Below are 26870 nucleotides of genomic sequence, written 5' to 3'. Positions count from 1 at the left end.
CGGCTCCGTCAATCACCCAAACGGGGCGTAACACTCGGTCCGCGGTTTGACAGGGCAGCGAATGCCTAGCTAAATGGAGGTACGGTGCAGCCCTCTCCCACGAACGTCCCCCGACGTTCGTTTCGCGAATGCGGAGCGAGCGCCGACCGGCGATTCCTGCGACTGGCCGCCATCCTCGCCTTTGCCGGGCTCGCCGGGATCCTGACCGCGGCCTCCGCCGTCCCCACCCCCACGTCCAGCCCCCCTGCCAGCCCGAGCCCGAACTTCACGCTGACGGCGCCGGGCTTCTCTCCCACCGACGCCGTCGCCCTGACCGGCACGAAGGACGCGGACTCCGGGGTGAGCGTGCTCCCCCTCACGCCAGGCGACCAGCCGGTCTGCACGATTCCCGAGGACTCGAAGACCACCTGGGGGTGCACGATCGCCCTGCCGAACGGCAGGGCCATCTCCGTCACCGCCCAGCAGCTGACGAGCGGCGCGATCACCGGCGAGGACACCGCGACCCTCGATGTGCTGGGAGCGCCCAGCATCGACGGAGCGCCGGGCTTCGTCACCAGCGGGCTCGTGTCGGGTCTCGGCTTTGCCGGCGCCACCGTGGTCGCGGGCGTGGCGGGGGCCCCGGCCGGCGGCTGCACCGCGATCGCCAGCACCACCGGCTACTGGTCCTGCGCCCTCACCGTGGGCTCCGGGTCGTGGGTGATCGTCGCCCGCCAGTCGCAGGCCGGCCTCGGCGGTGGGGCATCCTCCTCCCCGTCGGGGTCCCTTCCCGTGACGGTGGACCGCGATGCTCCGGCGAGCCCGACGATCACCTCGCCCCGCGCGGGAAGCCGCGCACCCGACCGCACGGTCACCTACCGCGGCATGGGCGAGGCGGCCGGCGCCGTCGACGTGTACGTGCACAACGTGCCGGTCTGCAGCGCCCGCGTGAGCGGCACGATCTGGGCCTGCACGGCGGCCGCACCGGCGGCCGGCAAACACCCCGTCGTGGCGATCCAGCGTGACCAGGCGGGCAACTTCAGCGCCCCCTCCGCGCCGATCTCCGTGTTCTTCGGCCCGAAGCCCGGCGCGGCCGTGCCGCCCGTCGCGCCCACCACGACCGATCCGCCGGCCGGGACTCCCCCGCCCTCCGACTCACCGACCTCGCCGGCCCCGGAGCCCACCCCACCGGTGCCGCCGGCGAGCGGGTCGAGCAACTGGGGCACCCCCACGTCGTTCGGCTCCGAACTGCCCACTCTCGCCGAGACCATCGGTCGCGGCAACTGGCTGCTCGCTCCGCTTCTCGCCCTGGCCTTCATCCTGCTCGTCGCCCTGCCGCTCCGGATGCTCGCGACGGCCCTCCGCGGTCGGGTCAGACGACCGAGCATCCGCCTCACCGGTCGAAACCGACCGGGGCTCGTCGATCGCGACGACACGACGGCGCTGAACCCGATCCTCGCCGGGGCGATCCCCCTCGCGGTGGCCGCGGCGTTCGTGGTCTTCTCCGGCGGGGTCGACGATGAGGTGCGCTACCTCAGGCTCACCGTGGCGGTGTGCCTGGGTCTCGGCCTGCTCAATGTGATCGGGGTGGCCGTCACGACGCGTCTCGCTCGCCGCTGGCAGGGTGTCGCCGGACGGCTGCGCACGCGGCCGATGCTCGTGCTTGCCGCCGCGGTGGCCGCCCTGCTCTCGAGGGCGACGGGCATCGAGCCGGTCGTCGTCACCGGGGTGGTGATCGGCATCGCTTTCGCGCGAGGACTGCCCGCGCGACCCAGGGCGATCGTCAACCTCGTGGAGGTGGGCGGGGTGACCGTGCTGGCGATCGCGGCGTGGCTCGCCAACGGCGCCCTCGGCGCCGTTCAGGGCTTCTGGCCGTCACTGCTCCACGAGACCCTCGCGACGATCGCGCTCGCCGGACTCGGATCGGCGATGACCCTCATTCTCCCGCTGGCCACCCTGCCCGGCCGCGTGATCCTGGAGTGGTCGCCGCCGGTCTGGCTGGCGAGCGTCGCCGTGGTCACCACCCTCGCCGCCGCAGTGTTCCTCGGCGGCCGGGGCGCCGACTTCCCGGTGGTCGGATCGATCGTCGTGGCCGTCGCCTTCGCCGCCCTGAGCCTCGCGGTGTGGGCGTGGCTTCGTTTCGTCGAGCCGGTGGCCTTGCGTCAGCCCAGCGCCTGACGGCAACCACCGAGGCGAGAGGACCTTAGGCTCTATGCCCGCCCCGCGGGGTGGAGTCCTATGAGGTCATGGCCGCAGGAATCGAGTCACCCACGCGCTGGTCCACCATCCGCAAGGATGTCCGCAGCCTCGCGGTGCTGCCGAACCTGGTCGACTACGACGAGGCCTGCCGCACCTTCACCTGGGACTCGGCGAGACGCGAGCTGACCGGACTTCCGGGTGGCGGCGTCAACATCGCCTTCGAGGCCGCCCACCGGCACGCCGTCGGCGAGCGGGCCGAGCGCGAGGCCCTCCGGTTCGTGCGGGCCGACGGCACCACCCACTCGCTCACCTACCGGGGACTGTCCGAGGAGGCCAACCGGTTCGCGAGCGTGCTGCGCTCGCTCGGGATCGGGCGGGGCGATCGCGTGTTCTCGCTCGCGGGACGCATCCCCTCCCTCTATGTCGCCATGATGGGAACCCTCACGAACGCGAGCGTGTTCTGCCCGCTGTTCTCGGCCTTCGGTCCGGATCCGATTCGCCAACGACTGCAGCTCGGCACCGGTCGGGTGCTCGTCACGACCCGGGCGCTGTACCGCAAGAAGGTGGCGCCGATCCGTTCGGCTCTGCCGGAACTGCGGCACGTCTTCCTCGTCGATGCGGAGGGCGCGCCCGAGCCGGACACGCTCGACCTCACGGCCCTGCTGCGCGACGCGGAACCCTACGGGCCGGTCGCCGAGACCCAGCGGGAGGACATGGCGCTGCTGCACTTCACGAGCGGCACGACGGGCACCCCGAAGGGGGCGATCCACGTGCACGACGCCGTCGCCGCCCACCTGGCGACCGGCCGTTTCGCCCTCGACCTGCACCCGGACGACATCTACTGGTGCACCGCGGACCCCGGCTGGGTGACCGGCACCTCGTACGGCGTGATCGCGCCCCTCGTGCACGGCGTGACCTCCATCGTCGACGAGGAGGAGCTCGATGCCGAGCGGTGGTACCGCATCCTCGCCGAGCAACGAGTGTCGGTCTGGTACACGGCGCCGACCGCCCTGCGGATGCTGATGAAGGCGGGCGCCCCGCTCGCGCACGAACACGACCTCTCCGCGCTGCGCTTCGTGGCGAGCGTCGGCGAGCCGCTCAACCCCGAGGTCGTGGTGTGGGGGACGGAGGCGTTCGGCCTGCCGGTGCACGACAACTGGTGGCAGACGGAGACGGGCGGCATCATGATCGCCAACTACGCGGCGACCGAGATCCGTCCCGGTTCGATGGGCCGACCGCTCCCCGGGGTGCAGGCCGCCCTGGTGCGCCGAGACGACGAGGACCGGCCGGTCATGCTCGACGGCGAGGCGGAGCTGGTGACCGAGCCAGGCACCGTGGGCGAGTTGGCGCTTCGACCAGGCTGGCCATCCATGTTCCGCGGCTACCTCAACGAGGAGGAGCGTTACCGGAGATGCTTCGTCGGGGGCTGGTACCTCACCGGAGACCTCGCCACTCGGGATGCCGACGGCTACTACTGGTTCGTGGGTCGAGGCGATGACGTGATCAAGTCGTCTGGCCACCTCATCGGGCCCTTCGAGGTGGAGAGCTGTCTCCTGGAGCACGAGGCCGTGGCCGAGGCCGGAGTGATCGGCATCCCCGATCCCGTCGCCGGCGCCCTGGTCAAGGCCTTCGTCGAATTGCGGCCGGGCCGGGAACCGTCGGATGCGCTGCGGCTGGACATCATCGGGTTCGCCAGGAAGAGGCTGGGTCCCGCGATAGCCCCTCGCGAGCTCGACTTCGTGGAGTCGCTGCCCAAGACGCGAAGCGGCAAGATCCTGCGCCGACTGCTCAAGGCCCGCGAGCTCGGCCTGCCCGAGGGCGACACGTCCACCGTGGAGGGAAGCCGATGAACACGCCTCGCGCCGCTACCCCGTCCGGGGCCGCCCACGGCCAACACCTCCTCACGCAGATGCTGCGCGTGCGCCGGCTCGAGGAGAAGTGCGTCGAACTCTACAGCGCGGCGAAGATCCGCGGCTTCCTTCATGTCTACATCGGTGAGGAGGCCGTGGCCGCCGGCATCATGGCGACCCTCGACCCCGAGGATGCGGTGGTGGCCACCTACCGCGAGCATGGGCATGCGCTGCTCAAGGGCGTCTCGGCCGGGTCGATCCTCGCCGAGATGTACGGCTTTCAGCAGGGCTGCTGCCGCGGTCGCGGCGGGTCCATGCACCTCTTCGACGCGGCGACCCGCTTCTACGGCGGCAATGCCATCGTCGCCGGTGGACTGCCGCTCGCGATCGGGCTGGCCCTGGCCGACAAGATGGCCGGCCGCTCCCGGGTCACCGTGTGCTTCTTCGGCGAGGGGGCGGCCGCGGAGGGCGAGTTTCACGAGAGCCTCAACCTCGCCGCCCTGTGGCAGCTTCCCGTGCTGTTCTGCTGCGAGAACAATCTCTACGCGATGGGCACCGCGCTCTCGCGCTCGGAGTCGCAGACCGATCTCGCCGTGAAGGCGGCGGCGTATGAGATCCCGGCCTGGCCGGTGGACGGGATGGACGTGCTCGCGGTCGAGGAGGCCGCCCGTCGCGCCGTCGATGCGGTGCGCGGCGGCGGCGGGCCCCACTTCCTCGAACTGCGCACCTACCGCTTCCGGGCGCACTCGATGTACGACCCGGAGCGCTACCGTGACAAGGCCGAGGTGGCCCGGTGGATCGAGCGCGACCCGATCGACCTGCTCCGCGCCACGCTGGAGGGGGCCGGCCGGCTCTCCGAGGCGGAGTGGGCGAAGATGCAACGGGACGTCGACGCCGAGGTGAGCGCGGCCGTGGAGTTCGCGGAGGCCGGCAGCGTCGAACCGGTGGATGAGCTCCTGCGCTTCGTCTACAGCGAGATCAGGTCGCCGTGAAGACCACCTATCGGGAGGCGATGCGGGACGCGATCCGCGAGGCACTCACCCGCGACGACAGGGTCTTCCTGATGGGCGAGGATGTGGGACTCTACGGCGGGTCCTTCGCCGTGAGCCTCGGCCTGCTCGAGGAGTTCGGGCCGGAACGCATCCGCGACACTCCCCTGTCGGAGTCCGGTTTCGTCGGTGCGGGAATCGGGGCCGCCCTCGGCGGCATGCGGCCCATCGTCGAGATCATGACCGTGAACTTCAGTCTCCTCGCGCTCGACCAGATCATGAACAACGCGGCGAGCATCCTGCACATGTCCGGTGGCCAGTTCAACGTGCCGCTGGTGATCCGGATGACGACCGGAGCGGGACGCCAACTCGCGGCGCAGCACTCGCACAGCCTGGAAGGCTGGTACGCGCACATCCCCGGGCTGCGGATTCTCACCCCGGCGACCCTCGCCGACGCCCGCGGCATGCTGTGGACCGCGCTCGAAGATCCCGACCCGGTGCTCATCTTCGAGCACGGGTCGCTCTACAACGTGGCCGGAGAGATCGCCGACGACGCGGGCGCCGTCGACATCACGAGCGCCGCGATTCGCCGACCGGGGAACGCGGTGTCCCTGATCACCTACGGCGGTTCGCTGCCGACCGTCCTGGAGGCGGCCGAGCAGCTCGCCGGGGAGGGGATCGACGCCGAGGTGCTCGACCTGCGCACCCTCCGCCCCCTCGACACACCGGCGATCCTCGCGACGGTGGCGAAGACGCACCGCGCCGTCGTCGTGGACGAGGGGTGGCGCAGCGGCAGCATCTCGGCCGAGGTGAGTGCGCGCATCACCGAGTCGTCGTTCTACGACCTCGACGCCCCGGTGGGTCGGGTGTGCAGCGCCGAGGTGCCCCTGCCCTACGCCAAGCACCTCGAACTCGCCGCCCTGCCGTCGGTCGTCCGCGTGGTCGAGGCAGCCCGCGAGGCGGTGGGATCTCATGGCTGAGTTCCTCATGCCGTCGCTCGGCGCGGACATGGAGCGCGGCAAGCTCGTCGAGTGGCTCGTGAAGCCGGGCGACTATGTGCACAAGGGGGACATCGTCGCCGCCGTCGACACCGATAAGACGGTCATGGACGTGGAGAGTTTCGACGAGGGAGTGGTTGCCGAGTTGCTCGTGGAGGAGGGAGTCACGGTGCCCGTCGGCGCCCCGCTCGCTCGAATCACCCAGACGCCGGCGGCGGTCGACGAGTCGGCGAGGCCGGCCGCGAAGCCGCACCGGCCCGCAAAGCCGGGGAGGCCGGCCAAGGCCCCGAAACCGATCGAGGCGGCCGGGCCGATCGAGGCGGTGCCGCCGGCCCAGGCCCCGATCTCTCCCCCCGTGCGCCAACTTGCCCACCGGCTCGGCGTCGAGCTCGCCGGGGTGCACGGAAGCGGCCCGCAGGGGGTCATCACACGCGACGATGTTGAACGCGCCGTTCCCTCGCCCGCCGCCGCTCCGGCCGAGTCGTCACGGCCGGAGCGGATTCGCTCGTCGCCGAGGGCGCGCCGGCTTGCCGCCGAACTCGGCATCGATCTGGCCGGCGTCGTCGGCACCGGCCCGCACGGCGAGGTGACGGGGCCCGACATCACCCGCGCGCGGGAACCGGTGCCTGCCGCACCCGGGCGCACCCGGAAACCGGGGAAGTTGCCCGCAACGGCAACGGCAGCGGCAGCCGAGTCGGCCGAGCGCTCCGCTCGCCTGCGCCGCTCCATCGGCGTGCTCATGGCGCGCTCGAAGAAGTCCATCCCGCACTACTACCTCAGCACAACCATTGACCTGCGTGCCGCCACGGCGTGGCTGCAGTCCGCCAACGCCCAGCGGTCCATCGCCGAGCGGGTCGTGCCCGCCGCCCTTCTGCTCAAGGCGACCGCGCTCGCCGCGCGGGACATTCCCGAGATGAACGGCTTCTACGCCGACGACGCGTTCCAGCCGAGTTCCGCGGTGCATCTCGGTGTCGCCGTGGCGCTGCGTCAGGGCGGCCTCGTCGCTCCCGCCATCCACGACGCCGACTCCCTCTCCCTCGACGACCTCATGGCGGGCCTGAGGGACCTCGTGGGCCGCGCGCGCAGCGGTCGCCTGCAGCGAGCCGAGATGACCGACCCCACGATCACGGTCACCAATCTCGGCGACCTCGGAGTGGAGAGCGTGTTCGGCGTGATCTATCCGCCCCAGGTCGCACTCGTCGGCTTCGGCCGGGTGCTCGAGCAGCCCTGGGCGCACGACGGAATGCTCGGCGTTCGTACGGCCGTCACCGCCACCCTCTCCGCCGACCACCGGGTGAGCGACGGTCTGCGCGGCGCGCGCTTCCTCGCCCGCATCGACGAGCTGCTGCAGAAACCGGAGGAATTATGACTGAGGATGACGCTCGCGCTGCCGTGCTCGCGGCAATCGGGCAGGTGGCGCCGGACGTGGACACCGACGGCCTCGACGACTCCGCGAGGTTCCGGCAGGATCTCGAACTCGACTCCCTCGATTTCCTGCGACTTCTCGAGACGGTCGCCGGCGCCACCGGTGTCGAGACCCCGGAGAACGACTATGCGTCGCTCACCACGGTGCACAGCTTGATCGGCTACGTCGCCGCCCAGGCTGACCGCACTCAGCAAACGTTATACCCCTAGGGGTATATTTACTCCCACCGCCAGAACCGCCAATACCGGTGGTTCCGGGAGAACCAGCAGAGGGAGCAATACATGTGCCAGGCAGTTACCTGCAGTGAGTGCGGCAAGGTCACCTGGGCGGGGTGCGGCCAGCACGTCGACGAAGTGATGCGCGACGTCCCGGTCGCCCAGCGATGCCCGGGCCACCAGGCCCCGGCCGCACAGAGCCTCTTCTCGCGCATCTTCCCCGGCCGCTAGACAACCGCGGCCCGCGAATACACGGGGTGCAGAGCGCCGGCAGCCACGAGTGCATGCTGCCGAATCTCTACGGAATCTTAGGGCGTCGTTGTTTGGCTGGAGTGACCTCGCTCCCTTGACACCCGATGCCCAGCGCCCCAGGAGGACCCGACCCCATGAATTACCTCGAAGCCATTGTGATGGGGGCGATCCAGGGCATCACGGAACTGTTCCCCGTGTCCAGCCTCGGCCACGCGGTGCTGATCCCGGCCCTGCTCGGCGGCCAATGGAGTCGCGACCTCTCGGTCTCCGCCCCCGAGTCGCCCTACCTCGCCTTCATCGTGGGTCTGCACGTGGCGACCGCCCTGGCGCTGCTCGTGTTCTTCCGTCGCGACTGGGCGCGGATCATCCGGGGCTTCTTCTCCTCGGTGCGGTACCGCCGCATCCGGACCGCGCCCGAGCGACTCGCCTGGCTGCTCATCCTGGCCACCATCCCGGTGGGGGTGACCGGTCTGCTGCTCGAGCACACCTTCCGCACGGTGCTGGGAAAGCCGGTGCCCGCGGCGATCTTCCTGATCGTGAACGGGCTGATCCTCGGCGGGGGCGAACTCCTGAGACGGCGACGCGACCCGGCCGTCGACCGGGCCGCCGCGCTGAACGGACGGAGCGCCGATGCCGCGGTTCTGGGCACGGCGGCCGCCCAGGACCCGGACGCCCTCGGCGACGACACCGCCCTCGCCGACGTGCCTCGGTGGCGCGCCGTGGCGATCGGCGCTGTGCAGACGCTCGCCCTGCTTCCCGGGATCAGCCGGTCTGGCGTGTCGATGGTTGCCGGCATGGCGGTGGGTCTCAGCCATCGAGAGGCAGCACGGTTCTCGTTCCTCCTCGCGACCCCGGTGATCCTGGCCGCCGGGCTGCTCAAGCTGCCCGACCTCTTCGGTCCGCTCGGCGCCTCGATCCACGGCCAGGTGCTCGCCGGCAGCGCCACCGCGTTCGTCGCGGCGCTGCTCGCTGTGGCCTTTCTCGACCGCTACTTCCGCACCAGGACCCTCATCCCCTTCGCCGTCTACTCCCTCCTCGCCGGCGCGGCATCCCTCGGCTGGCTCCTGCTTCACGGCTGAGTCACTGAGGTACGGATCGCCTCCGGAGATCTGACCGCTGATTCGTCGACCTCGGGCGTCCCGTGTCGGGGCGTCGGGTGTCGGTCGTCGGGCGTAGCGTCGCTCGGCATGGACATCATTCTGGTTCCCGGATTCTGGTTGGATGCGTCATCCTGGTCGCGGGTGACCCCGACCCTTGTCGCTGCGGGGCATCGCGTGCACCCGCTCACGCTTCCCGGGCTCGAGTCTGCCCACGCGCCGCGCGCCGGAATCGGCCTGCGCGACCACATCGATGCGGTCGTGGCGGTGATCGACTCCCTGCCCGACCGGGTGGTGCTGGTCGGTCATTCGGGCGGTGGCGCCATCATCCACGGGGCGGTGGATGCGCGACCGGATCGTGTGCTTCGCGCGGTCTATGTGGACAGCGGTCCACTCGCCGAGGGTGGTGTCATCAACGACGCGCTGCCAGCCGTCGGAGACGACGTGCCGTTGCCGTCGTGGGACATCTTCGACGACGAGGACCTCGTCGACCTGAGCGACGACCTCCGCGCCGCCTTCCGAGCCCGGGCGATTCCGGAGCCGCGCGGCGTGGCCCAGGATGCCCAGCACCTCCACGACGAGCGGCGCTACGACGTGCCGGTCACCGTGATCACCTGCGAGTTCCCGGTCTCGGCGCTGAAGACGTGGATCAAGAGCGGTCACCCCAACGTGTCGGAGCTCGCCCGTATCCACGACGTCGAATACGTGGAACTGCCCACCGGGCACTGGCCCCAGTTCACCAAGCCCACCGAGCTCGGTGCCGCCATCGTCGCCGCCGTGCAGACTCACTGAGGCGAAATCGCCACCGGCTCGGTCAGAGGTCCCGCCGCAGCACAACGACGGTCACGTCGTCGGGCGCGCCGTGTGACGCCCTCTCCAGCAGAGCGTCGACGATGTCTCGTGCGCTCGACGCGGAGCGCGCGATCCGCTCCACCTCGTCCAGGCTCGCGAGTGTCCCGTCGAACAGGTCGAGAACGCCGTCGCTCACGGACACGAGCGTGTCGCCGGGCAGCAGAGTCAGGATGTGCTCGCGCCAGCCTCCCCCGAACCCCGACCCCAGGGGGAAACTCGTCGTCGCCAGCCGCTTCGTGCCACCGGCCGCGCGAACGACCAGCGACAGTCCGTGTCCGGCGTCGACGTAGCGCACCTCGCCGAGCGCGGCATTCAGCCTCGCGTGGAAGAGCGTGACGAACGCGCCGGCCCGTTCGAGATCCGGCTCGAGTGAGGAATCGGCAACGGACATCACCTGCCCCAGATCGGGCCCGCCGGCGCCGGAACGCAACACCGATCGAACGGTGGCCGCGATGATGGCGGCACCGATTCCCTTTCCCATCACGTCGGCGACGGTGAATGCCGCGCCATCGCTGACCGGATACCAGTCGAAGAAGTCGCCCCCGACCGCACGGGCCGGAGTGCAGTCGCCATCCAGTTGATATCCGTCAAGGGCGACCAGCTGTCGCGGAAGCAGGCCACGCTGCACCTCGGCGGCGCGATCCAGCTCCAGGTCGGCCTCCCTTCGGCTGCGCCACTGCGACGCGAGACGGCGGACTATCGAAATCAGTTCCGGGTGGGAGATCGGCTTGGTGAGGAACTCGTCGGCCTGGCTCCGAAGAGCGCGCACGGCGTAATCGATCGACACGTGCGCGGTCATGACGATGACGGGAAGGCCGGGCTGCGCCTCCCGCATCAGGGCCAGCACCTCCAAGCCGCTCATGCCCGGCATCTCGATGTCGGTCACCACGACATCCGGCTGAAAGTCTTCGAGGGCCGCCACGGCTAGCCGCGGGTCATTCAGGGACAGGACCTGGCAGCCGCCCCTCCGCTCGAGCACGGTCCTGGTGTATTCGGCGATGTCCGGGTCGTCGTCGAGCACGAGCACCCGATAGGCGTCCTCGCTCGTCGTCATGCGGTGCCGAGCCTTCGACTGATCCGCCAGAGGTTGAGGGAACCGGACCGGTCGTAGTGCAGTTCGTCGACGAGCGCTTCGATGAGGGGGATGCCCCGCCCGGACTCCGCCAGCTCGTGCGGCATGCCTCCTGGCACCAGGTGAAACTGTCCCGGCTCACCGGTGTCGCTCAACCTCGCCTCGATCCGATCGCCGAACACCTCCACGGTGAGTGTGCAGGACACGCCGGTTCCCGCGTCGGCGTGCTGGATCACGTTGCCGGCGAGCTCGATCAGGGCCGTCTCGAAGCACACCCGGTCCGTCGCCGACACCGCCGGCGAGTTGGACCAGACCTCCTGCAACAGCGCATGCACCGTGTCGACGTCGTCCGGCGGTGCAGACATCGCCAGGGTGAACTGAGTGCCGCTATCCATTGCCGTATGCCGTCTCGGCACTGGCGTAGACCGGGAGCACCCGATCCATGTTGGTGAGCCGCAACACCAGAGAGACCTGTTCGTTCGGCGCGGCGATCCTGAGATCTCCGCCGGCCTGCCGGGCGGTCTTGAGCCCGCTGATCAGGGCGCCGAGCCCCGACGAGTCGATGAATTCCACTCCGGTCAGATCCACGACCACCCGGGACCGCCCCCCTGCCACGGTCGATGTGATCAGCTCTCGCAGGCGCCCCGCCGACACCATATTGAGACGGCCCGTGGGCCGCACCACGGCAATGCCGTCGGCAATCTCTCCGCTCGTGAACTCCATTAGCCGGACACCTCTTTCGGTTGAAAGCCGCGGTACAAGACCGCAGGCACAAGAACGCTGAGCACGATCAGGTCGAACACCACCCAGCCGAGATTCACGGCAGTGCCGATCGGTTCGCCGACACCGAGAACAAGTCGCGTCGTGCCGATGACCGCCGCAATCACCAGGGCCACTGCCACGCAGACCTGGGGGGTGATGAGCCGCCAGTTCGGGCCGCCTTCCTGGCGCGTCTTGGGCGTGACCACGAAGCCGAGCGGCCGCTTGAAGTAGACGTTCGCCGCCGCGCTCACGGTCGCCCGAATCCAGACGGGAAAGAGCGCGAGGCTGTATTGCTGACCGCGCCAGGTGGGGATTCCCCGCCCCGCGAACACGAAGAGCAGCTGGTTCAGCGCCATGAAGGGCACGAACCTAAGAAAGAACTCCCACGCGGTCGTGTTGACCGGCAGGATGCCGAAGCAGAGAAAGACGATCGGCGCCGCGAAATAGATCAGCGCCGCGAATCCGCTGAGGTAGCTCCACATCGTGGAGAAGTACATCAGACGCTGGGCGATGGTCATGCCACGCTGCCGGAGCGGATTCTCCTTCAGGAACACCTGCATGGTCCCCTGAGCCCAGCGCAGGCGTTGTTTGAGCATCGTCCCGAGGTCCTCCGGGGCGAGACCGACCGCGAGCAGACCGGAGTGATAGACGCTCCGCCAGCCCATGTCGTGCAGCCGCATCGACGTCGCCATGTCTTCCGTGACGGAAATCGTCGCGAGCGGCATCAGCGGTTGGGCCTCTTCTGCACGGTCGACATCGATCGAGCGCAACAGGGTCTGCACCGATTCGAAGGCCCCGAGCGGGGAAAGTTCACGCGAGGCGAGGGTCTCGACCGTGCTCTCCATGTCCATCAGGACATCCCATTCGACCTCGTCGTCGCCGCCCATTTCCCTCAGCGCGTCAAGGTCTCGGGCGAGGAGGTGGATGTCGATAGCCACCATGCCGCGGGAGATCTCCTCGATCCGTCGTTGCAGTGCGTAGGTGACCGACGACAGCGGCTTGAGAGCCGCCACCTCCAGCCGCGCGGTCTCCACGGCGGAGGCAACCTCCGCGAGGGCGCCGAGCACCACATCATTGTCCCGGGGGGCGCTGCGGGCCGCCTTGGCAAGCACGCGCCGAGCACCCCGCAGTGCCGTGAGGACCGCGCGCTCCACCTCCGCGACGTAACCGGCTATCCCGAGCTGCATGAGGGCCTCGCGCCGGAGCAGAGCGTTCGAACCGCAGAAGAATGCCGCGTTCCAGCCGTCCTTCCCCTGCTGAATCGGTCCGTAAAACAGGCCGGCCTGACTCCCCAGCGGATCACCCGGGGTGACGTTGCCGAAGATCTGCGGGGTCTGCACGAGGGCGACGGATTCGTCCCCGAAGTAGCCCAGGGTCTCGTCGAGAATCTGGGGAAGTGGAACCTGGTCGGCGTCGAGGATGAGCAGGAATTCGCCGTCCGTGGCGAGCAGGGCGTTGTTGAGGTTTCCGGCCTTCGCGTGCAAGGGCCGGTCGAGCCAGTCGGCCCCGCGCGTGATGTAGCCGACGCCGAGCGACGTTGCCGCCTCGCTCATCTCCGGACGATCACCGTCGTCAAGAATCCAGGTGCGATGCGGATAGCGAATGGCTCGGGCCGCGGTGGCCGTTTCTATCACCAGGTCGACGGGCTCGTTGTAGGTGGTGATGAAGACGTCGACGGTCAGTCCGGCCGGTGCCACGGGCGGCCGGGGTCGCGGGCGAGCCCGCCACATCGTGAGGCCGAACAGGCTCACATCGATGAGGCTGTAGGTCTCCGCGGCGACGAGGGGCAGCGCGATCCACCACGCTCCCCAGTTGAGCGAAAAGAACCAACGCCAGACCATGTAGTTGAGGCCGAGCACCACGGTCGCCACGACGATTAGCCGCAGCACGGCAAGCCGGGTGGTCACCTCCGGGTCGGCCCTGTGTACCGACACGCGCTCCTGAACCACGTCGACCCCCCGAAAGCCCCGTGCCGCCGAATCCCCCTCGGCGTGCTCCCTCGATAATATCGCGGCAGGCACGATACTCCCCGAGCGACCTGAAGCTTTTGGTACCGAGCGTAACTTTTCGGGTGCCGTCGTCGATTACGTCCACGTGGGCCTCGGCCCCGCAGAAATGAACCGACGGGTCTCAGACCCACTTGGAGGACTTAGATGTCATTCTTTACCGTTCTTGTCACGAGCAAGATCGCCATCGGCGCCCTGGCACTCGGCACAGTCGCCGCCGGCGGCACCGCCGTCGCCGCCTACACCGGGACGCTTCCGGCTCCGCTGCAGCAGAGCGCCCACAGCCTGATCGGCGCCCCTGCCCCCGCCGACAGCACAGAGGTGGATGCCACGGCCACGGCAGACCCGACCGAGACGCCGGACCCCACCGCCACGCCGAACCCCACCGCCACGCCGGTGGGTCCGGATGCCACGGGCCCCGCGGCCTTCGGTCTCTGCACGGCCTTCACGCACGGTGGACTGAGCACCTCATCCACGGCGTACAAGTCCCTCGTCGTCGCGGCGAGCAACTCGACCGACATCAAGGCCTACTGCGCCACGATCGTCCACCCCGGTAAGACCGCCGCACCGTCCGACGTCTCCACCGGCGCGCCGGCGCTCCCCGACCAGTCGTCGAAGGGCACCAGCCACAAGCCGACCACGCCCGGCCGCCCGTAAGTTTCTCACCAATCACCCTGCCGCGCCGCGCTAGCCTAGGCAGCGTTGCGCGGCAGGGCTCTGGTGACGGAATGGGACGAGGTGGTCGATGGAGACATTGACCGACGAGATGCTGGCTCTCGGGAGCAGCAACCCGGCGGAGGTCTTCACTCTCGTGTATCAGGCGCTTTCGCCGTCGGTGCACGGCTACCTTGTGGCCCGCGGTGTGGATGACCCCGAGGCCGTTACCCACGATGTCTTCCTCGCCCTCTACCCTCGGCTCGCCTCGGTGAACGGAGGGGTGAAGGGGTTGAAGACTCTCATCTTCTCCATTGCACATGCCCGGTCGGTGGATCACCACCGACTGCGGGCCAGGAGCCCCATGATCACCGAATACCTGCCGGAGCTCGACTCCAGATCCACCGCGTCCGCGGAAGACCACGCGCTGGATTCGGCTCTCGACGCCGGCGCCCTCGAACTCCTCGCCCACCTGGGCGATGATCAGCGCGAGGTTCTGAACCTGCGAATCATCGCGGACCTCTCCCTCGAACAGACCGCGGCGATCATGGACAAGACGCCCGGCGCGATCAAACAACTCCAGCGCCGAGCACTGGGAAACCTGAAGCAGGAACTGGAAATGAAGGTCGGGAACACCCCATGACTCGTGATGACCGCGTTGTCGACGATCTCCTCGAGGAGGCCGCCATCGACGATGCCGCCGATCTTCGATCGCTGCTCCTCGAACTCAGGTCTCTGGGCGCCGGCAGCCCCCCCGAACCCTCGGCAGAGCTCGCCGCGCTCATGACCCCTGCTCCGGTGGACATCGCCGCGCATCGACGGGTTCGGAACCGTCGTCTCATCGTCGCCGCCATTGCCGTCGCGGCATCGGTGGGCGTCGGCGCCTCGGCCGCCGCGGCCAGCCCTGACTTCAGGCATACGGCGCAGACCGCCATCAGCTTCCTCGTCCACACCCTGGTGCCCGGCGCGCTGCACGAGCCAGGGCAGCCCCCGGTTCCGGCGCCCGGGAGCAGTCGCGTGCCGGGCAGAGAGGGCACCTCGTCCGGCGGCCCCCAACGAGGCGCGAGCGACAAGTCCAGCGTGTCGCCATCGCCGCGAACGAGCGTGCCCGCCCGACCCGACCCCAGCAGGCGGCCGTCAACGGTCGTGCCCCCCGTCACCCCGCCCGGCGCGGGATCGAAGCCAACCGCACCGCCGGCGAACTCCCACCACTAGCCCGGGCGCCAGCGGGCGAGGGACTGCCCATACGATGGACACGATCAGGCCCGTGTCGGTCTGGTTCCATCGCCTTGAGGCAAGACGGGACGCATTCTGATGAGACTCTTGCTTGTTTCCGGCAGCACCCGGCAATCGTCGACCAACAACGCCGCGTTGGCCACGATACGAGAGCTGGCGCCGCCAGGCTCCAGCGCCACCTTGTATGGCGGCCTGTCTGCGTTGCCCGCCTTCAATCCGGACGATGATCACGACCCCGTTCCCGCCGCCGTTGCCACCCTGCGCGAGCAGATAGGTCTCGCCGATGCCGTGCTGTTCAGCACGCCCGAGTACGCCGGCACGCTCCCGGGCAGCTTCAAGAACCTCCTGGACTGGACCGTGGGCAGCGAGGTGGTCTCGGGAAAGCCGGTCGCGTGGATCAATGTGGCTGCCCCGGGGCGAGGACATGGTGCCCTGGCCACTCTGGCGTTGGTGCTCGGCTATATCGATGCACGGGTTCTCGACGGGGCCTGCATCGACCTCCCCCTTGCTCGGGACACGATCGTCTCCGGGATCGTCTCGACCCTGCCCGAACGCGACGCGCTCGCCCGCTGGTGGATCACGATGCTCGAGCAATTGGAGAAGCGCGGATGATCCCCGTGTCGGGGTCCCAGCGCGAGCGCCAGGCGCTCACCAGACCGGGATGTCGACACCGACTTCGGACTGCGGGCGGGGTCCGAAGATGCGTCGCTCGGCCTCGCTGATGCCGAGGTCGTTGATGGATGCCTCGCGACGGTTCATGAGCCCGCTCGGGGCGAACTCCCACAGTTCGTTGCCGTAGCTGCGAAACCACTGGCCGTGAACGTCGTGCCACTCGTACTGGAACCGCACCGCGATGCGGTTCTCCCGGAAGCCCCAGAGGCCCTTGCGGAGCGCGTAGCCCTGCTCGCGGTGCCACTTCGCGCTGAGGAACTCGATGATCGCCTCACGACCGACGACGTGCACGTCGCGGTTGCGCCACACCGAGTCCGGCGTGTAGGCAAGAGCGACTCTCTCGGGGTCGCGGCTGTTCCACGCGTCCTCGGCTGCCTGCACCTTCTGCAGGGCCGTCGGCAGGTCGAATGGCGGAAACGGCGGGCGGGATTCGGTCATCGAACGTGTCCTTGTCGATCGGTCAGCGTGGGGTTGCGCGGATAGGGGTTGTGAGTGGTCTCTCGCGCCGGGAGCAGGCGACCGGCCACGACGCGCTGAAGGGTGAACCGTGCAATTCGGCCGGTGTGCCCGTCGTCTCCTGATCGGCCGGGTTCTCCCCATTCGATCTCGGTCGTGCCGGACAGGTGAAGAGTACGCCCGGTGCCGAAATCGAAGAACAGCAGGGCGGTCTCGGGGCTCACGGCGAGGTTGCCGAAGCTGTTGAAGAGATTGTTGCCCGGATAGTCGGGCCACCACAGCCCGCGCTCGTCCACGCGGACCATCCCAGGTGGGCCACCACGGTGCGAGGCGTCGGCTCCCCGCTCGGGGTTCGCGGTGCCGAGGAAGAACGTATCGGCGGCGCGGATCAACTCGCGATCTTCCGGATCGAGAGTGCTGCCGAGACGGACGGGATCGCCTCCGTCCCGGTGCGGGCGGCCGGGCACGAGCGTGCGTTGCTGGATGTACTTCGGGCAGTTGCCGTAGGCCTGCTCGACCTCGACGAGAAGCAGGTCGCCCCCGCTCACCGTGAGGGTGCCGTTGATCCGCACCCGGCGCCGGGTGGCGAATTCGACCGCCGTCATCCCGATCTTCTGGCCCGCGACCAGCCCGTGGAGCGGGTCTCCCGCGGGAATCGCGGCCTGCACCGCGACGGCGGTGTCGGAGAGCACCTCGAGGAACCCGGGAGGGCCGACCAGCGGAGACGTCCAGAGACGTCCGCCGGCATCCCTCCCGGTGACGACGAGAAACGTGCGGGCGCTGAGGAATCCGGCGATTCCGCCGGTCAGCGCAACGGGCTCGAGCATGCTGGACAGCCGCGCCGCGTCTCGCGCGACCCCGGCCGTCCGCTGCACCGCGAGCTCGCCGGCATGGAAGCCCGCGTCGGCGATTTCGCGCATCGAAGTCATCGTCATCATGTCCTTGAGGAACGAGTCGAGGCCTACAGCCCGACTACCGGCCAGTCGTTCTCCACGTTGGCTAGCACGTTGAAGTAGTTGGTCAGGATGTTCAACGCGAGGTTGGCCACCAGCTCGCCGATCTCCGCGTCGGTCACGCCGGCGGCACGGGCCACGCCGAGTGCGTCATCGTGCACGTCGCCCGCGTTTTCGGCGATCGCCTGGGAGAGCTTCAGAAGCGCGCCCACGTGGGGGTCACTCGACTCGGAGCGGCGCGCGGCATCCAGCTCGGCGGCATCCACCTTGGCGATGTTGCCGCCGATGTAGGTGTGCGCAGACAGGCAGTACTCGCAGCCGTTCAGCTGCGCCGTGGAGATTGCCAGGCGCTCACGAACCGCCGCGGGAATGCTGCCGGTTGCGACCGCGGCGGAAAGGGCGAGGTAGCCCTTCAGCAGTGCCGGGCTGTTCGCCATGACCTTCGTCATGTTCGGAACGAGACCCAGTCCCTTCTGCACCTGGTCGAGCAGATCCTTGGCAACGCCCGTGGCGGTCTCGGGCTGGATGGGGACGATCGTGGCGATAGCGGTAGTCATGGGTCTCTGTCTCCTTGGTTTCTAATGCATGAACTCAGGTTCATCCGTTACAGGTTATACCACGGGTAATCTCACGGATGCAACTCAATTCATCCGTGATATATTTGCCGCATGGAAAACGATGGACCGGATCGCAGCTGGGTGCTCCCCGAGGAGCCGACCCCGGTGCGGCTGATGGCCACGATCTGGGCCGATACCGCGGGTGTGCACGACGACTTCGCCGCGCCGACGGATCTTGATGCCTGGCTGGATGCTGTCGGCCTCGACCGTGCAGGCGTCACGGCGACGCAGAAGGAGTTCCAGAGCGCGCGAGTTCTGCGAGATTCGGTGCGCCGACTGGCAGCCCATGTCACCAGCGACCAGCGCCCAGCCGCCGAGTCTGCCGTCGCAAGCGTGGAGGATGCGACCCGAGCCGTGAACGAGGCAGTCCGCGAGCGCAGTGTGCCGCGACTGCGATTGAATGAGGGACATCTCGAGCTCGCCGCCACCCCCGCAGGCTCTCCGGTGGTTGCCGGTCTGGCCGAAGTCGCCTCGGAAGCCCAGCAACTCCTGGGCGAGAACGGCTCCCAACTGCGGGCGTGTTACGCGCCGGGGTGCGTGCTGTACTTCGTGAAGACCCACCCTCGACGGGAATGGTGCTCGGTTGCCTGTGGCAACCGCGCGCGCGCGGCCCGGCACTACCAGTCGGTGCGCTCCGCCCGCATCACGCGGGAGGACACGACCCACTGATTCAGGCTACAAATCCCCGTGCTCGACGGACGCGGCCGCCCGCGAGCGCTGGGCCCGCGTCACCATTCCGTGAATGCCGCCGATCGCCGTCGCGGAGAGAATCCCGAACGCGATCGACGCGGCAAGCCCGACGAACGGGTCGGCGATGAACAGTTCTCCCGCCGCAACCGCGACCCCGACGTGGTACGCCGTGTAGATCGTGGCGGAGAGGAGGGAGAAGACCAGGTATCTCCACGCCGGGAGGCCGCTCGCCCCTGCCGTCATCGTCACCGCCACGCGCACGAACGGGAGGAACTTCGCGCCGACGAGAATGGTACCCGGGTTGCGTTCGATTCGGCCGGATGCCCACAGCAGCGCGGTTTGCGCCTTCGATCCGCGCATCCAGACCCTGCGCGCCGGATGGATCGAACGCCCGATCAGGAAGGCGATTCCGTCTCCCACCATGGTCGCCGCGGTGGCCACCACCAGCACGGCGACGGGCTCGGGTCCGTGGCCGGATGCGCCGAGCGCCGCGAGCGTGACCACCATCGTCTCCCCCGGCACGAGCGGGAAGAACCCGTCGATGACGAGCAGGCCGACCAACGCAAACAGTGCCCACGGCGACCGGGCCACAGCGTAGATCAGATCGGCGACGTCAGCCACGGGGCCCGGCTTCGCGGTCTCTCACCAGGCGACGCAAGCCACCCTTCGGCGGAACCTCCACGGGATGCGGCCAGCGCGGCTCCAGCCAGTCACCGAGCGTCACCCGCCTGATCTTGCGATGAAGCAGCGGAACCACCCAGTCGCGCACCCACAGGCTCTGGTCGATCAGCCACCGTCGAGTCGACCGCGACTCGAGCGGCGCGAACTTCTTGGCCTTGATCTTTTTGGCGTTGATCGAGTGATGCACCGCCAGCACATCGAGCACCCGGGCGGCGAGCGCCTTGTGGCCTGCCTTCGAGAGATGAAGTCGGTCTGCTGACCACATCCGCCTGTCTTCGTAGCCCTCGAAGGTCCAATAGTCCACGAGTGTCGCGCCGTACTTCTCTGCGATGCGGCGCACGCCGTCGTTGTAGGCGTGGTTTCGGCGCCGGAACAGCCAGACCACGGGATAGAGGGGAACGTCGTAGCCGGTGAACAAGAGGATGGTCGCGCCGGTCTTCGCCAGAGCGGCCACGAGTCTCTCGTAGTCGTCGAGGAGGGATCCGATCTCCGTGCCGGGGTCCATCACGTCGTTGCCGCCGGCGTAGAGAGTGATGAGGGTGGGGTGCAGTCGCACCGCCGAGTCCAGCTGGTCTGCGACGACATCCCGCAGCCTCTTGCTGCGCACGGCCAGGTTCGCGTACTGCCAGCCGGGTTCCGCCTTCGCAAGTCTCTCGGCCACTCGATCGGCCCAGCCGCGCACCCCGTTCGGCAGGCGCGGATCCGGATCTCCGACGCCCTCCGTGAACGAGTCGCCCAGCGCGACGTAGAGGCGAACCGTGGTGGCCCCCTCTCCCGAGCTCGGATCCGCGGCCGATCCCGTCACCGCCGTTCCCGTCACCGCCGGGCAAGAAGCGCGTGCTCGGCGATCGCGCATTCGAAGTGGTGCAGCAGCAATTCACAGACCACGGGCCAGGTGCGACCCTGCACACTCTGGAACGCGGCCTCGGCGAACGCGGCACGCTTGGCATCGTCTCCGACGAGGTCCACGACGTGGCGGCGCAGTTGCCCGAGGTCGCCCGGTGTGTACAACCAGCCGGTACGCGACGGGTCGACGAGGTCGACCGGGCCGCCCCGGCCGGTCGCCACCACCGGCACTCCGGAGGCCATCGCCTCCTGGATCGTCTGGCAGAAGGTCTCGAGCTCCCCCGGGTGCACGAAGAGATCGATGCTCGCCAGGGCAGTGGCGAGCTGTTCCCCGCCCAGGAATCCGGTGAAGTAGGCGTTCGGCAGCACGGCCTCGAGCGCCTCCCGCTCTGGACCGTCTCCGACGATCACCACCCGAGTGCCCTCGATGTTGTCGAGGGCGGCCAGGTCTTCCACCTGCTTCTCCACCGCGAGACGTCCCACGTAGCCGATGAGGACCTCGTCGTTCGGTGCCGCCTTCGCCCGGAATGCCGCGCTTCGTTTGCCCGGATGAAAGCGGGTGGTGTCCACTCCGCGACCCCAGAGTTCGACCCTCGGGATGCCGTGCGCATCGAGCTGACGTGCCGCGGAGAGCGAGGGGGCCAGGGTGAGGGTCGCGAGCTGGTGGATCGCGGCGACTCGCTGCCACGCCCAGGCCTCGAGGAATGGGACGCCGTACTTCCCGAGGTAGCCGGGCACATCCGTCTGGTACACCGCGACGGTCGGAATTCCCAGTTGCTCCGCCGCGCGTATCGCCCGGCGTCCGAGTTCGAACGGCGAGGCGAGGTGAACGATGTCGGGCGCAAAACCCGCGAGTAGGCGGCGCACCCGCGAGACTCCGCCGACGGCAAGGCGCACATCGGAATACCCGGCCACAGAAACAGACGGCAACCGCACGACACTCACACCATCGCGTTGGTCGACGTCATTCGCCCCGACCGCCGCCGGGGCGATCACCAGCACCTCGTCGCCCCGGCGGACGAGATGCTCGAGCACGCGCTGCAGCGAGTGTGTGACTCCGTTGACGAGGGGAAGGTAGGTCTCGGCGACAATCGCGATCCTCATGCCTCGACGGTCTCATCCGCGGCTTCTCGGGGCTCAACTTTTGAGTGTCTGTCGATTGAGGGGATGGTGAACTCTTGGGGCGCGAAGGCTCGCGGGTCATGCGCGACCGCCGCCTCACGTCTTCGCGATCACGTCGAGGATTGCTGCGGCTACAGTGTCGGCATCCTTCCGCAACACCAGCCATTCGACGCTCCGCCCGCCCAATCGATCGATATCGCCGGCGCCGCGATGCATCGTTCGCGGGAGTCGTTTGGACTTCGGGATGTCCCAATCATGTCCCCCGCGATTTACCGGCGGCGAGGAGAACGCGAAATCCACCCCGCCCGAGTTCAGGCGGCCCGTGGGGTGAGTACGAAAATGCTTCCTGTGATCAGTTGGACGGCAATCAACGCCACTGACACCGCGAGACGGGGCCACAGAGTTCGGCTCCAGTTCGCGACCAGAATCGGAATCGATCCGATGAGCGCGCTGACGAGGTAGTTCCTGAACGACCCTCCGTAATACGAGATGATCTCGGATCTACTCGCCCGGTAGAACGGTCCCATCCCATGTGAAATGCGGATTAGCCCACTTGATTGATTCCACGACAGCGGGGCAGTGCAGATGGATCTGCTCTCTCAGATGATTGAGGATCGGTTGGGCAAAAGCCTCAGAGTCATCGATGTATTGCGTGACTCTTGGATCAGGATTTGTCAGTGACATTACGGATATTCTCCTTGTGGAACATTGCTCGTGGCGGGTTCAGCGGCGGTGCCCCGGTGGTCGCCGATGTCGTTGACCTTTCGCTGGAGGGCTGCGCGTTCGACGGCGTTCCCGCACAGCTCTATGGCCTGCAGGAGTGCGGTCCGCGCCTCGTCCGGGCGGCCGAGTCGGGTGAGAATTTCCCCGCGGATCGCGGGGAGCAGGTGCGAGCCGGCCAGTTCGCCGCGTGACGCGATCGCGTCCACCAGCGCGAGGCCATCCGCCGGACCGGAGGCCATCGCGACTGCGACCGCACGACCCAGTTCGATGATGGGCGATGGTGTCAGCCGTCCGAGGGCTTCGTAGAGGATGACGATCCGCTGCCAGTCGGTCTCGGCAACCGAGTGCGCCACCGCGTGACACTCGGCGATGGATGCCTGGAGACCGTACGCGCCGAGTCCATGTCCGGCGTCCACGGCTCGTGCGAGGGCCGCACGTCCGCGCCGGATCGCCGACTGGTCCCACAGCCGTCGATCCTGGTCCTCCAGGAGCACGGGGCGGCCCAGTTCGTCGAGTCGCGCGGGAAAACGGGCCGCAGTGAGTTCCAATAGCGCGATCAGCCCAAATACCTCGGGCTCCGGCTTGAGTCGCACCAGCACACGAGCCAGTCGGCGCGCCTCGCTGGCCAGATCCGTGCGAATCCACTCCTCACCAGCCGATGCGAACGAGCCCTCCGTGAAGATCAGGTAGACAACCTGAAGCACCGAGCCGAGCCGCTCGGCTATCTCGTGCGGTTCGGGAACGACGAAGGGGATTTCGGCGGCCGCAAGCGTCTTTTTGGCGCGGGTGATGCGCGCCTGGATCGTCGGCGCGGGCACCAGGAAGGCTTTGGCGATCTCGTCGGTCGTGAGTCCGCCGATGACCCGCAGTGTCAATGCGATCCGTGACTCCTTCGACAGCACTGGATGACACGAGATGAACATCAAGGCGAGCACGTCATCGTCGATGGCGTCGGGATTGAACAGCACGTCCACGCCGGGCAACTCCTCGTCAAGGTCACGGGCAAGCAGAACGTACCGTTCGTCGCGGGCGGACCGGCGTCGAAAGACGTCGATCGCCCGGCGACGGCCTACGGTGAGCAGCCAACCGGTCGGCTCGGCCGGCAGTCCGTTGACCGACCAGGAAACCAGCGCCTCAGCGAGTGCCTCCTGGGCGAGATCCTCGGCCAGCGAGAAGTCTCCGGTATAGCGGGCGAGGGCACCGACGATGCGGGCGGACTCCATCCGCCACACCGCCTCGACGGCGCGCCTCGCCTCGGCCCTACTCATCGGATCCCAACTGCCTCACTCGATCAGAGCTGCCCGGTCTGCTCGCGCCAGGCGCGCTCCTTCTGGATCCAGACGTTGTCCTGAGGGAATTCATCGATCGACGGCACGCGACGGATCTCGGTCTTGCTGCCCGCCGTCATCGGTGCGCGCTTGGCCCACTCGACAGCCTCCTGAATCGATGCGACGTCGAGAATGTAGTACCCGTTGAACAGCTCCTTGGTCTCTCCGTAGGGACCGTCAGTCACGACCGGCGTTTCCCCCGTGAAGTCGACCACGACCCCGTTGTTCGCGTCGTCGAGGCCTTCAGCCGCCAGCAACACGCCGGCCCGGATCAGCTCGTCGTTGAACTTGCCCATCGCCTCGAGGATCTCCGTGAAGTCGACGCTCGTGAAATTCGCGAACGACTCGTCCGTCGCGCGCATGATCAGCATGTATTTGGCCATCTTCTACTCCTTGATTCTGGAAGGTCGCTGTTCGAGCTTCTCACCCCTAGGTCGAACGGCGCGATGCCAAATCGACAAATGCTGAAGAATCTTTGGATGCTTTCCGAGGGAGGCGGTTCGCGCCACCGCAGGATCAAGGCCGGACCGGCTATGACCGCATTGTCCCGCGCAACGTGTTCAGTCAGCCCGCCCAAAAGCCGGACGTTCAGTTCGTCAGATCTGGAGCCGATCCGACCAACGCCCCGCGCACCGCGTAGCGGTGCATCGTCACTCCTTGGTCGAACGAACCCTGTTCCACGAGGTCGAGTTCGATGGGGTGGTCAAGAGCATCGAAGAGTGGCCGGCCGGCTCCGAGCACGACCGGGTGTGTGAACAGCAAGAGCTCGTCGAGCAGGTGAGCCCGCAACAGCTGAGTGGCGAGATTCGCGCCACCGATGCCGATGTCTCCCTCAGTCTCCTGCCGCAGCACGGCGAGCTGTTCGATCGCGTTGTCGCCGCCGATGATGCGCGTGTTGTGTTCGGCCGTCGTGCGCGTGCGCGAGACGAGCACCTTGGGTATGTTCGTCCAGATCTCGCCGTACTCGCGCAGGAAGCCCGGCAGGGATTCGTCCGTGCGAGCGTTCGGCCAGAACGGATCCATCATCTCGTAGACTTTACGGCCCTGAACCATCATCGACATCGCCCGCGCGCGAGCGTTGAATTCGCGATGCAGCGGCTCACCCAGACGGATCCAACTGGGCCCTTCGATGTCACCGTGCTCGCCCGCCTCTCGCTCGATGAAAAGATCGAGCGAGACATTCATCCAGTACACGAATCGGCCGGCCACGTCCACTCCTTCGCTGAGCCACGATTGCCGGGAAGCACCGACACCCTCTACGGGAGGGTAGACCTTGGGCGGGCTCGGCACTACCCTACAACTCGCCCCGGCTCGCGGTGGGAAGAATTCTCATTTCTGAGGGCACGAGGGCGCATACTGATCTGGTGATCACTGCGTGGAGACGGATGACGATCGCCGGGGCTGTGTACTGGGTGATGCTGACCCTGGCCGGCCTGGGATTTGTCGGCCGTTTCTTCTGGCACTACGACACGTGGCCGTTCAGCCTGGCCCTGATCATCGCATTCATTTTCAACGGAGCAGGAAACATGCGCGGCCGCGCCCGCCACCCGCAGGAGAACGACCCGAACCGGCGATAGTGCTCGCCTGTGGCTTCTATCACGACACGAGCATCTCGTCGGGGTGAAGATCCCGTGCCGGTCCCTCGGGACGGCAAGCTCGACGTCGCCGGCCGAGTTCCCGCCGCCTTCGCGACGCCTGATACCCGATTCAGCCCCGGAATTCCGGGATTCTGGCCGTCGGCGAAGTGCCCCCACAGGGATTCGAACCCTGACTGGGACGATTTTAAGTCGTCTGCCTCTGCCGATTGGGCTATGGGGGCGAAGCATCGCCAGACTAGGCCGCCGGCAGGGAAAAACCTACGCCGTGGGGACCTTCGGCCGTGATGCGAACTCCTCGAAGGCGTGACGCGGAGTGACCCGCGCCTCGATCGAGACGATGTCGCGACGTAAGAAGAAGTTGAGGACCCAGTTGCCGAAGACGCGGATCTTGCGCTCCCACATGGGAACCGCGAGACCGTGGTAGCCGCGGTGCATGAACCAGGCGAGCAGGCCGGTGACGGCGAAGCGGCCGGACTGGAACGCGCCGACGCCGAGGCCGAGGCCCGCGACGGCGCCGAGGCCCTTGTGGTAGTACTCCCTGGGCTCGTCGCCGCGGAGGTGGCCGATGATGTTCTTGGCAAGCTGCTTGCCCTGCCGAACCGCGTGCTGCGCGTTCGGCACGGTGAATCCGCCGACACCGGCACCGGTGAGGTCGGGGACGGCACAGACGTCGCCGGCGCCCCAGGCATCCGGAACAACGCCGTCGTCGTTGATCACGCGAAGGTCGGCGGCGACGCGCAGGCGTCCGCGTTCCTCGATGGGGAGGTCGGTGTTGCGCAGCACGGGGTTGGCCATGACTCCGGCGGTCCAGACGATGAGGTCGGTCTCGAAGGTCTGCCCGTTCGACATCTCGATCTTGCCGCCGACGGCGGAAGTGAGCTGCGTCTCGAGGTGGATCTCCGCGCCGCGCTGGGCGAGGTTCTTGATCACCCAGAGGCTGGTCTTGAGCGACACCTCGGGCATGATGCGACCCATGGCCTCGATGAGGTGGAAGTGCGTGTCATCGAAGGTGAGGGTGGGGTAGTACCGCAGCAGCGAGCTGGCGAGGCTGCGCATCTCGCCGAAGACCTCGATGCCGGCGAAGCCTCCGCCGACGACCGTGAAGGTGAGCAGGCGGTCGCGCTCGGGGCCGGCCGGGAGGTTGGCCGCCTTGTCGAAGTTGCCGAGGATGCGGTCGCGGATCTCCACGGCCTCCTCGATGTTCTTGAGACCGATCGCCTCGTCGGCGACACCGGGGATCGGGAAGGTGCGCGACACCGAACCGGCGGTCACGACGATGATGTCGTACTCGACGTCCCACGCCTCGCCGATGGCGGGAGTGATCGTCGCGGTCTTGGTGGCGTGGCTGATGTTGGTGACCTTCGCCGTGACGACCTTCGTCTTGACGAGGTGCCGGCGGTGCGAAACCACCGCGTGGCGAGGCTCGATCGAACCGGCGGCAACCTCGGGGAGGAAGGGCTGGTAGGTCATGTACGGCAGGGGGTCCACCATGGTGACCTCCGCCTCGCCGGGGCGCAGAGCGCGTTCGAGTTTGAGGGCCGTGTAGAAACCGGCGTATCCGCCGCCAACGATCAAGATTTTGGGCACGACCTACAATCTA

Annotated in this window: 30 protein-coding genes and 1 tRNA gene; 15 read left to right on the top strand and 16 right to left on the bottom strand. The window is 68.0% G+C overall.

The annotated features are described in order from the left end of the window. Positions 1-84 precede the first annotated feature (84 nt). The 9 genes from FVP33_RS05985 (at position 85) to FVP33_RS05950 (ending at position 9794) form a co-directional block, all read left to right on the top strand. On the top strand, positions 85-2154 hold the full coding sequence (locus FVP33_RS05985; RefSeq protein WP_147782722.1) for a hypothetical protein: 2070 nt from the start codon (positions 85-87) through the stop codon (positions 2152-2154). A gap of 68 nt (positions 2155-2222) precedes the next feature. Beyond that, positions 2223-4025, top strand: coding sequence for an acetate--CoA ligase (gene acsA, locus FVP33_RS05980; RefSeq protein ID WP_147782721.1), 1803 nt, complete (start codon positions 2223-2225; stop codon positions 4023-4025). Next, positions 4022-5017, top strand: coding sequence for a pyruvate dehydrogenase (acetyl-transferring) E1 component subunit alpha (gene pdhA, locus FVP33_RS05975; RefSeq protein ID WP_147782720.1), 996 nt, complete (start codon positions 4022-4024; stop codon positions 5015-5017). The genes acsA and pdhA overlap by 4 nt, the downstream gene beginning before the upstream one ends. Next, positions 5014-5994: an alpha-ketoacid dehydrogenase subunit beta gene (locus tag FVP33_RS05970; RefSeq protein WP_147782719.1), complete on the top strand. Its 981-nt coding sequence runs from the start codon at positions 5014-5016 to the stop codon at positions 5992-5994. Before pdhA ends, FVP33_RS05970 begins: the two co-directional genes overlap by 4 nt. Next, complete coding sequence (locus FVP33_RS05965) at positions 5987-7381, top strand: 2-oxo acid dehydrogenase subunit E2 (protein WP_147782718.1); 1395 nt, start codon at positions 5987-5989, stop codon at positions 7379-7381. Before FVP33_RS05970 ends, FVP33_RS05965 begins: the two co-directional genes overlap by 8 nt. Continuing rightward, complete coding sequence (locus FVP33_RS05960) at positions 7378-7647, top strand: acyl carrier protein (protein WP_147782717.1); 270 nt, start codon at positions 7378-7380, stop codon at positions 7645-7647. The genes FVP33_RS05965 and FVP33_RS05960 overlap by 4 nt, the downstream gene beginning before the upstream one ends. A 72-nt stretch (positions 7648-7719) precedes the next feature. Next, positions 7720-7884: a hypothetical protein gene (locus FVP33_RS19440; RefSeq protein ID WP_187270595.1), complete on the top strand. Its 165-nt coding sequence runs from the start codon at positions 7720-7722 to the stop codon at positions 7882-7884. A 155-nt stretch (positions 7885-8039) separates the two neighbouring features. Next, positions 8040-8984, top strand: a complete 945-nt coding sequence (locus FVP33_RS05955; RefSeq protein WP_147782716.1) for an undecaprenyl-diphosphate phosphatase — start codon at positions 8040-8042, stop codon at positions 8982-8984. A 108-nt stretch (positions 8985-9092) separates the two neighbouring features. Further along, positions 9093-9794 (top strand): alpha/beta fold hydrolase, encoded by a 702-nt coding sequence (locus tag FVP33_RS05950; RefSeq protein WP_147782715.1) that lies wholly within the window; start codon positions 9093-9095, stop codon positions 9792-9794. Positions 9795-9816: 22 nt separating this feature from the next. On the opposite strand, the gene FVP33_RS05945 is transcribed toward FVP33_RS05950, so the two are convergent. The 4 genes from FVP33_RS05945 to FVP33_RS05930 are packed head-to-tail and all read right to left on the bottom strand — an operon-like array spanning position 9817 to position 13529. Continuing rightward, positions 9817-10908 (bottom strand): PP2C family protein-serine/threonine phosphatase, encoded by a 1092-nt coding sequence (locus FVP33_RS05945; RefSeq protein WP_147782714.1) that lies wholly within the window; start codon positions 10906-10908, stop codon positions 9817-9819. Further along, complete coding sequence (locus FVP33_RS05940; RefSeq protein WP_147782713.1) at positions 10905-11321, bottom strand: ATP-binding protein; 417 nt, start codon at positions 11319-11321, stop codon at positions 10905-10907. The genes FVP33_RS05945 and FVP33_RS05940 overlap by 4 nt, the downstream gene beginning before the upstream one ends. Continuing rightward, entirely contained in the window at positions 11314-11649 is a 336-nt protein-coding gene (locus tag FVP33_RS05935; RefSeq protein WP_147782712.1) for an STAS domain-containing protein, read from the bottom strand. Before FVP33_RS05935 ends, FVP33_RS05940 begins: the two co-directional genes overlap by 8 nt. Beyond that, entirely contained in the window at positions 11649-13529 is a 1881-nt protein-coding gene (locus FVP33_RS05930) for a glycosyltransferase family 2 protein (RefSeq protein WP_147783186.1), read from the bottom strand. Before FVP33_RS05930 ends, FVP33_RS05935 begins: the two co-directional genes overlap by 1 nt. A gap of 312 nt (positions 13530-13841) precedes the next feature. Between FVP33_RS05930 and FVP33_RS05925 the strand changes: the two genes are divergently transcribed. The 4 genes from FVP33_RS05925 to FVP33_RS05910 all read left to right on the top strand — a co-directional run bounded on the left by FVP33_RS05925 (position 13842) and on the right by FVP33_RS05910 (position 16196). After that, on the top strand, positions 13842-14351 hold the full coding sequence (locus tag FVP33_RS05925) for a hypothetical protein (protein ID WP_147782711.1): 510 nt from the start codon (positions 13842-13844) through the stop codon (positions 14349-14351). Positions 14352-14439: 88 nt separating this feature from the next. Then, on the top strand, positions 14440-14991 hold the full coding sequence (locus FVP33_RS05920; protein WP_147782710.1) for an RNA polymerase sigma factor: 552 nt from the start codon (positions 14440-14442) through the stop codon (positions 14989-14991). Continuing rightward, a complete protein-coding gene (locus tag FVP33_RS05915; protein WP_147782709.1) occupies positions 14988-15563 on the top strand; it encodes a hypothetical protein in 576 nt (191 codons plus the stop codon). The genes FVP33_RS05920 and FVP33_RS05915 overlap by 4 nt, the downstream gene beginning before the upstream one ends. A gap of 99 nt (positions 15564-15662) precedes the next feature. Next, positions 15663-16196 (top strand): NADPH-dependent FMN reductase, encoded by a 534-nt coding sequence (locus FVP33_RS05910; RefSeq protein WP_147782708.1) that lies wholly within the window; start codon positions 15663-15665, stop codon positions 16194-16196. 36 nt (positions 16197-16232) lie between these two features. Here FVP33_RS05910 and FVP33_RS05905 read toward each other — a convergent pair whose 3' ends face one another. The 3 genes from FVP33_RS05905 to FVP33_RS05895 are packed head-to-tail and all read right to left on the bottom strand — an operon-like array spanning position 16233 to position 18222. Next, positions 16233-16694, bottom strand: a complete 462-nt coding sequence (locus FVP33_RS05905; RefSeq protein ID WP_147782707.1) for a nuclear transport factor 2 family protein — start codon at positions 16692-16694, stop codon at positions 16233-16235. After that, positions 16691-17632, bottom strand: a complete 942-nt coding sequence (locus FVP33_RS05900; RefSeq protein WP_147782706.1) for a pyridoxamine 5'-phosphate oxidase family protein — start codon at positions 17630-17632, stop codon at positions 16691-16693. Before FVP33_RS05900 ends, FVP33_RS05905 begins: the two co-directional genes overlap by 4 nt. A 41-nt stretch (positions 17633-17673) precedes the next feature. Further along, on the bottom strand, positions 17674-18222 hold the full coding sequence (locus FVP33_RS05895; protein ID WP_147782705.1) for a carboxymuconolactone decarboxylase family protein: 549 nt from the start codon (positions 18220-18222) through the stop codon (positions 17674-17676). Between the two features lie 111 nt (positions 18223-18333). On the opposite strand from FVP33_RS05895, the gene FVP33_RS05890 reads away from it, so the two are divergent. Then, positions 18334-18951, top strand: coding sequence for a CGNR zinc finger domain-containing protein (locus tag FVP33_RS05890; protein ID WP_147782704.1), 618 nt, complete (start codon positions 18334-18336; stop codon positions 18949-18951). Positions 18952-18957: 6 nt separating this feature from the next. Here the strand turns inward: FVP33_RS05890 and FVP33_RS05885 are convergent, their stop codons facing one another. From FVP33_RS05885 to FVP33_RS05855, 7 genes are all read right to left on the bottom strand, one after another. Further along, on the bottom strand, positions 18958-19593 hold the full coding sequence (locus FVP33_RS05885) for a DedA family protein (RefSeq protein WP_147782703.1): 636 nt from the start codon (positions 19591-19593) through the stop codon (positions 18958-18960). Then, positions 19586-20458, bottom strand: coding sequence for an SGNH/GDSL hydrolase family protein (locus FVP33_RS05880; RefSeq protein ID WP_246142190.1), 873 nt, complete (start codon positions 20456-20458; stop codon positions 19586-19588). The genes FVP33_RS05885 and FVP33_RS05880 overlap by 8 nt, the downstream gene beginning before the upstream one ends. Before the next feature lie 11 nt (positions 20459-20469). Further along, positions 20470-21603 carry a glycosyltransferase family 4 protein gene (locus tag FVP33_RS05875; protein WP_147782701.1) on the bottom strand — a complete coding sequence of 378 codons (1134 nt, stop codon included), beginning with the start codon at positions 21601-21603 and terminating at the stop codon, positions 20470-20472. Positions 21604-21717: 114 nt separating this feature from the next. Next, positions 21718-21921 carry a hypothetical protein gene (locus FVP33_RS05870; protein WP_147782700.1) on the bottom strand — a complete coding sequence of 68 codons (204 nt, stop codon included), beginning with the start codon at positions 21919-21921 and terminating at the stop codon, positions 21718-21720. Between the two features lie 383 nt (positions 21922-22304). Further along, complete coding sequence (locus tag FVP33_RS05865) at positions 22305-23612, bottom strand: RNA polymerase sigma factor (RefSeq protein WP_147782699.1); 1308 nt, start codon at positions 23610-23612, stop codon at positions 22305-22307. Between the two features lie 23 nt (positions 23613-23635). Beyond that, entirely contained in the window at positions 23636-24055 is a 420-nt protein-coding gene (locus tag FVP33_RS05860) for a YciI family protein (protein WP_147782698.1), read from the bottom strand. 205 nt (positions 24056-24260) lie between these two features. After that, complete coding sequence (locus FVP33_RS05855) at positions 24261-24881, bottom strand: dihydrofolate reductase family protein (protein ID WP_147782697.1); 621 nt, start codon at positions 24879-24881, stop codon at positions 24261-24263. A gap of 155 nt (positions 24882-25036) precedes the next feature. Between FVP33_RS05855 and FVP33_RS19435 the strand changes: the two genes are divergently transcribed. Continuing rightward, positions 25037-25249, top strand: a complete 213-nt coding sequence (locus FVP33_RS19435; protein ID WP_187270594.1) for a hypothetical protein — start codon at positions 25037-25039, stop codon at positions 25247-25249. Positions 25250-25417: 168 nt separating this feature from the next. Here the strand turns inward: FVP33_RS19435 and FVP33_RS05845 are convergent. Both FVP33_RS05845 and FVP33_RS05840 read right to left on the bottom strand, forming a co-directional pair. Continuing rightward, a tRNA-Leu gene (locus tag FVP33_RS05845) sits at positions 25418-25491 on the bottom strand. A gap of 37 nt (positions 25492-25528) precedes the next feature. Continuing rightward, positions 25529-26857: an NAD(P)/FAD-dependent oxidoreductase gene (locus tag FVP33_RS05840; protein WP_147782696.1), complete on the bottom strand. Its 1329-nt coding sequence runs from the start codon at positions 26855-26857 to the stop codon at positions 25529-25531. Positions 26858-26870 lie beyond the last annotated feature (13 nt).

This window comes from Lacisediminihabitans profunda (assembly GCF_008040105.1).
Taxonomy (GTDB): domain Bacteria; phylum Actinomycetota; class Actinomycetes; order Actinomycetales; family Microbacteriaceae; genus Lacisediminihabitans; species Lacisediminihabitans profunda.
The sequence above is the reverse complement of the archived record's forward strand: the minus strand, read 5'-3'. Positions and strand labels throughout refer to the sequence as shown.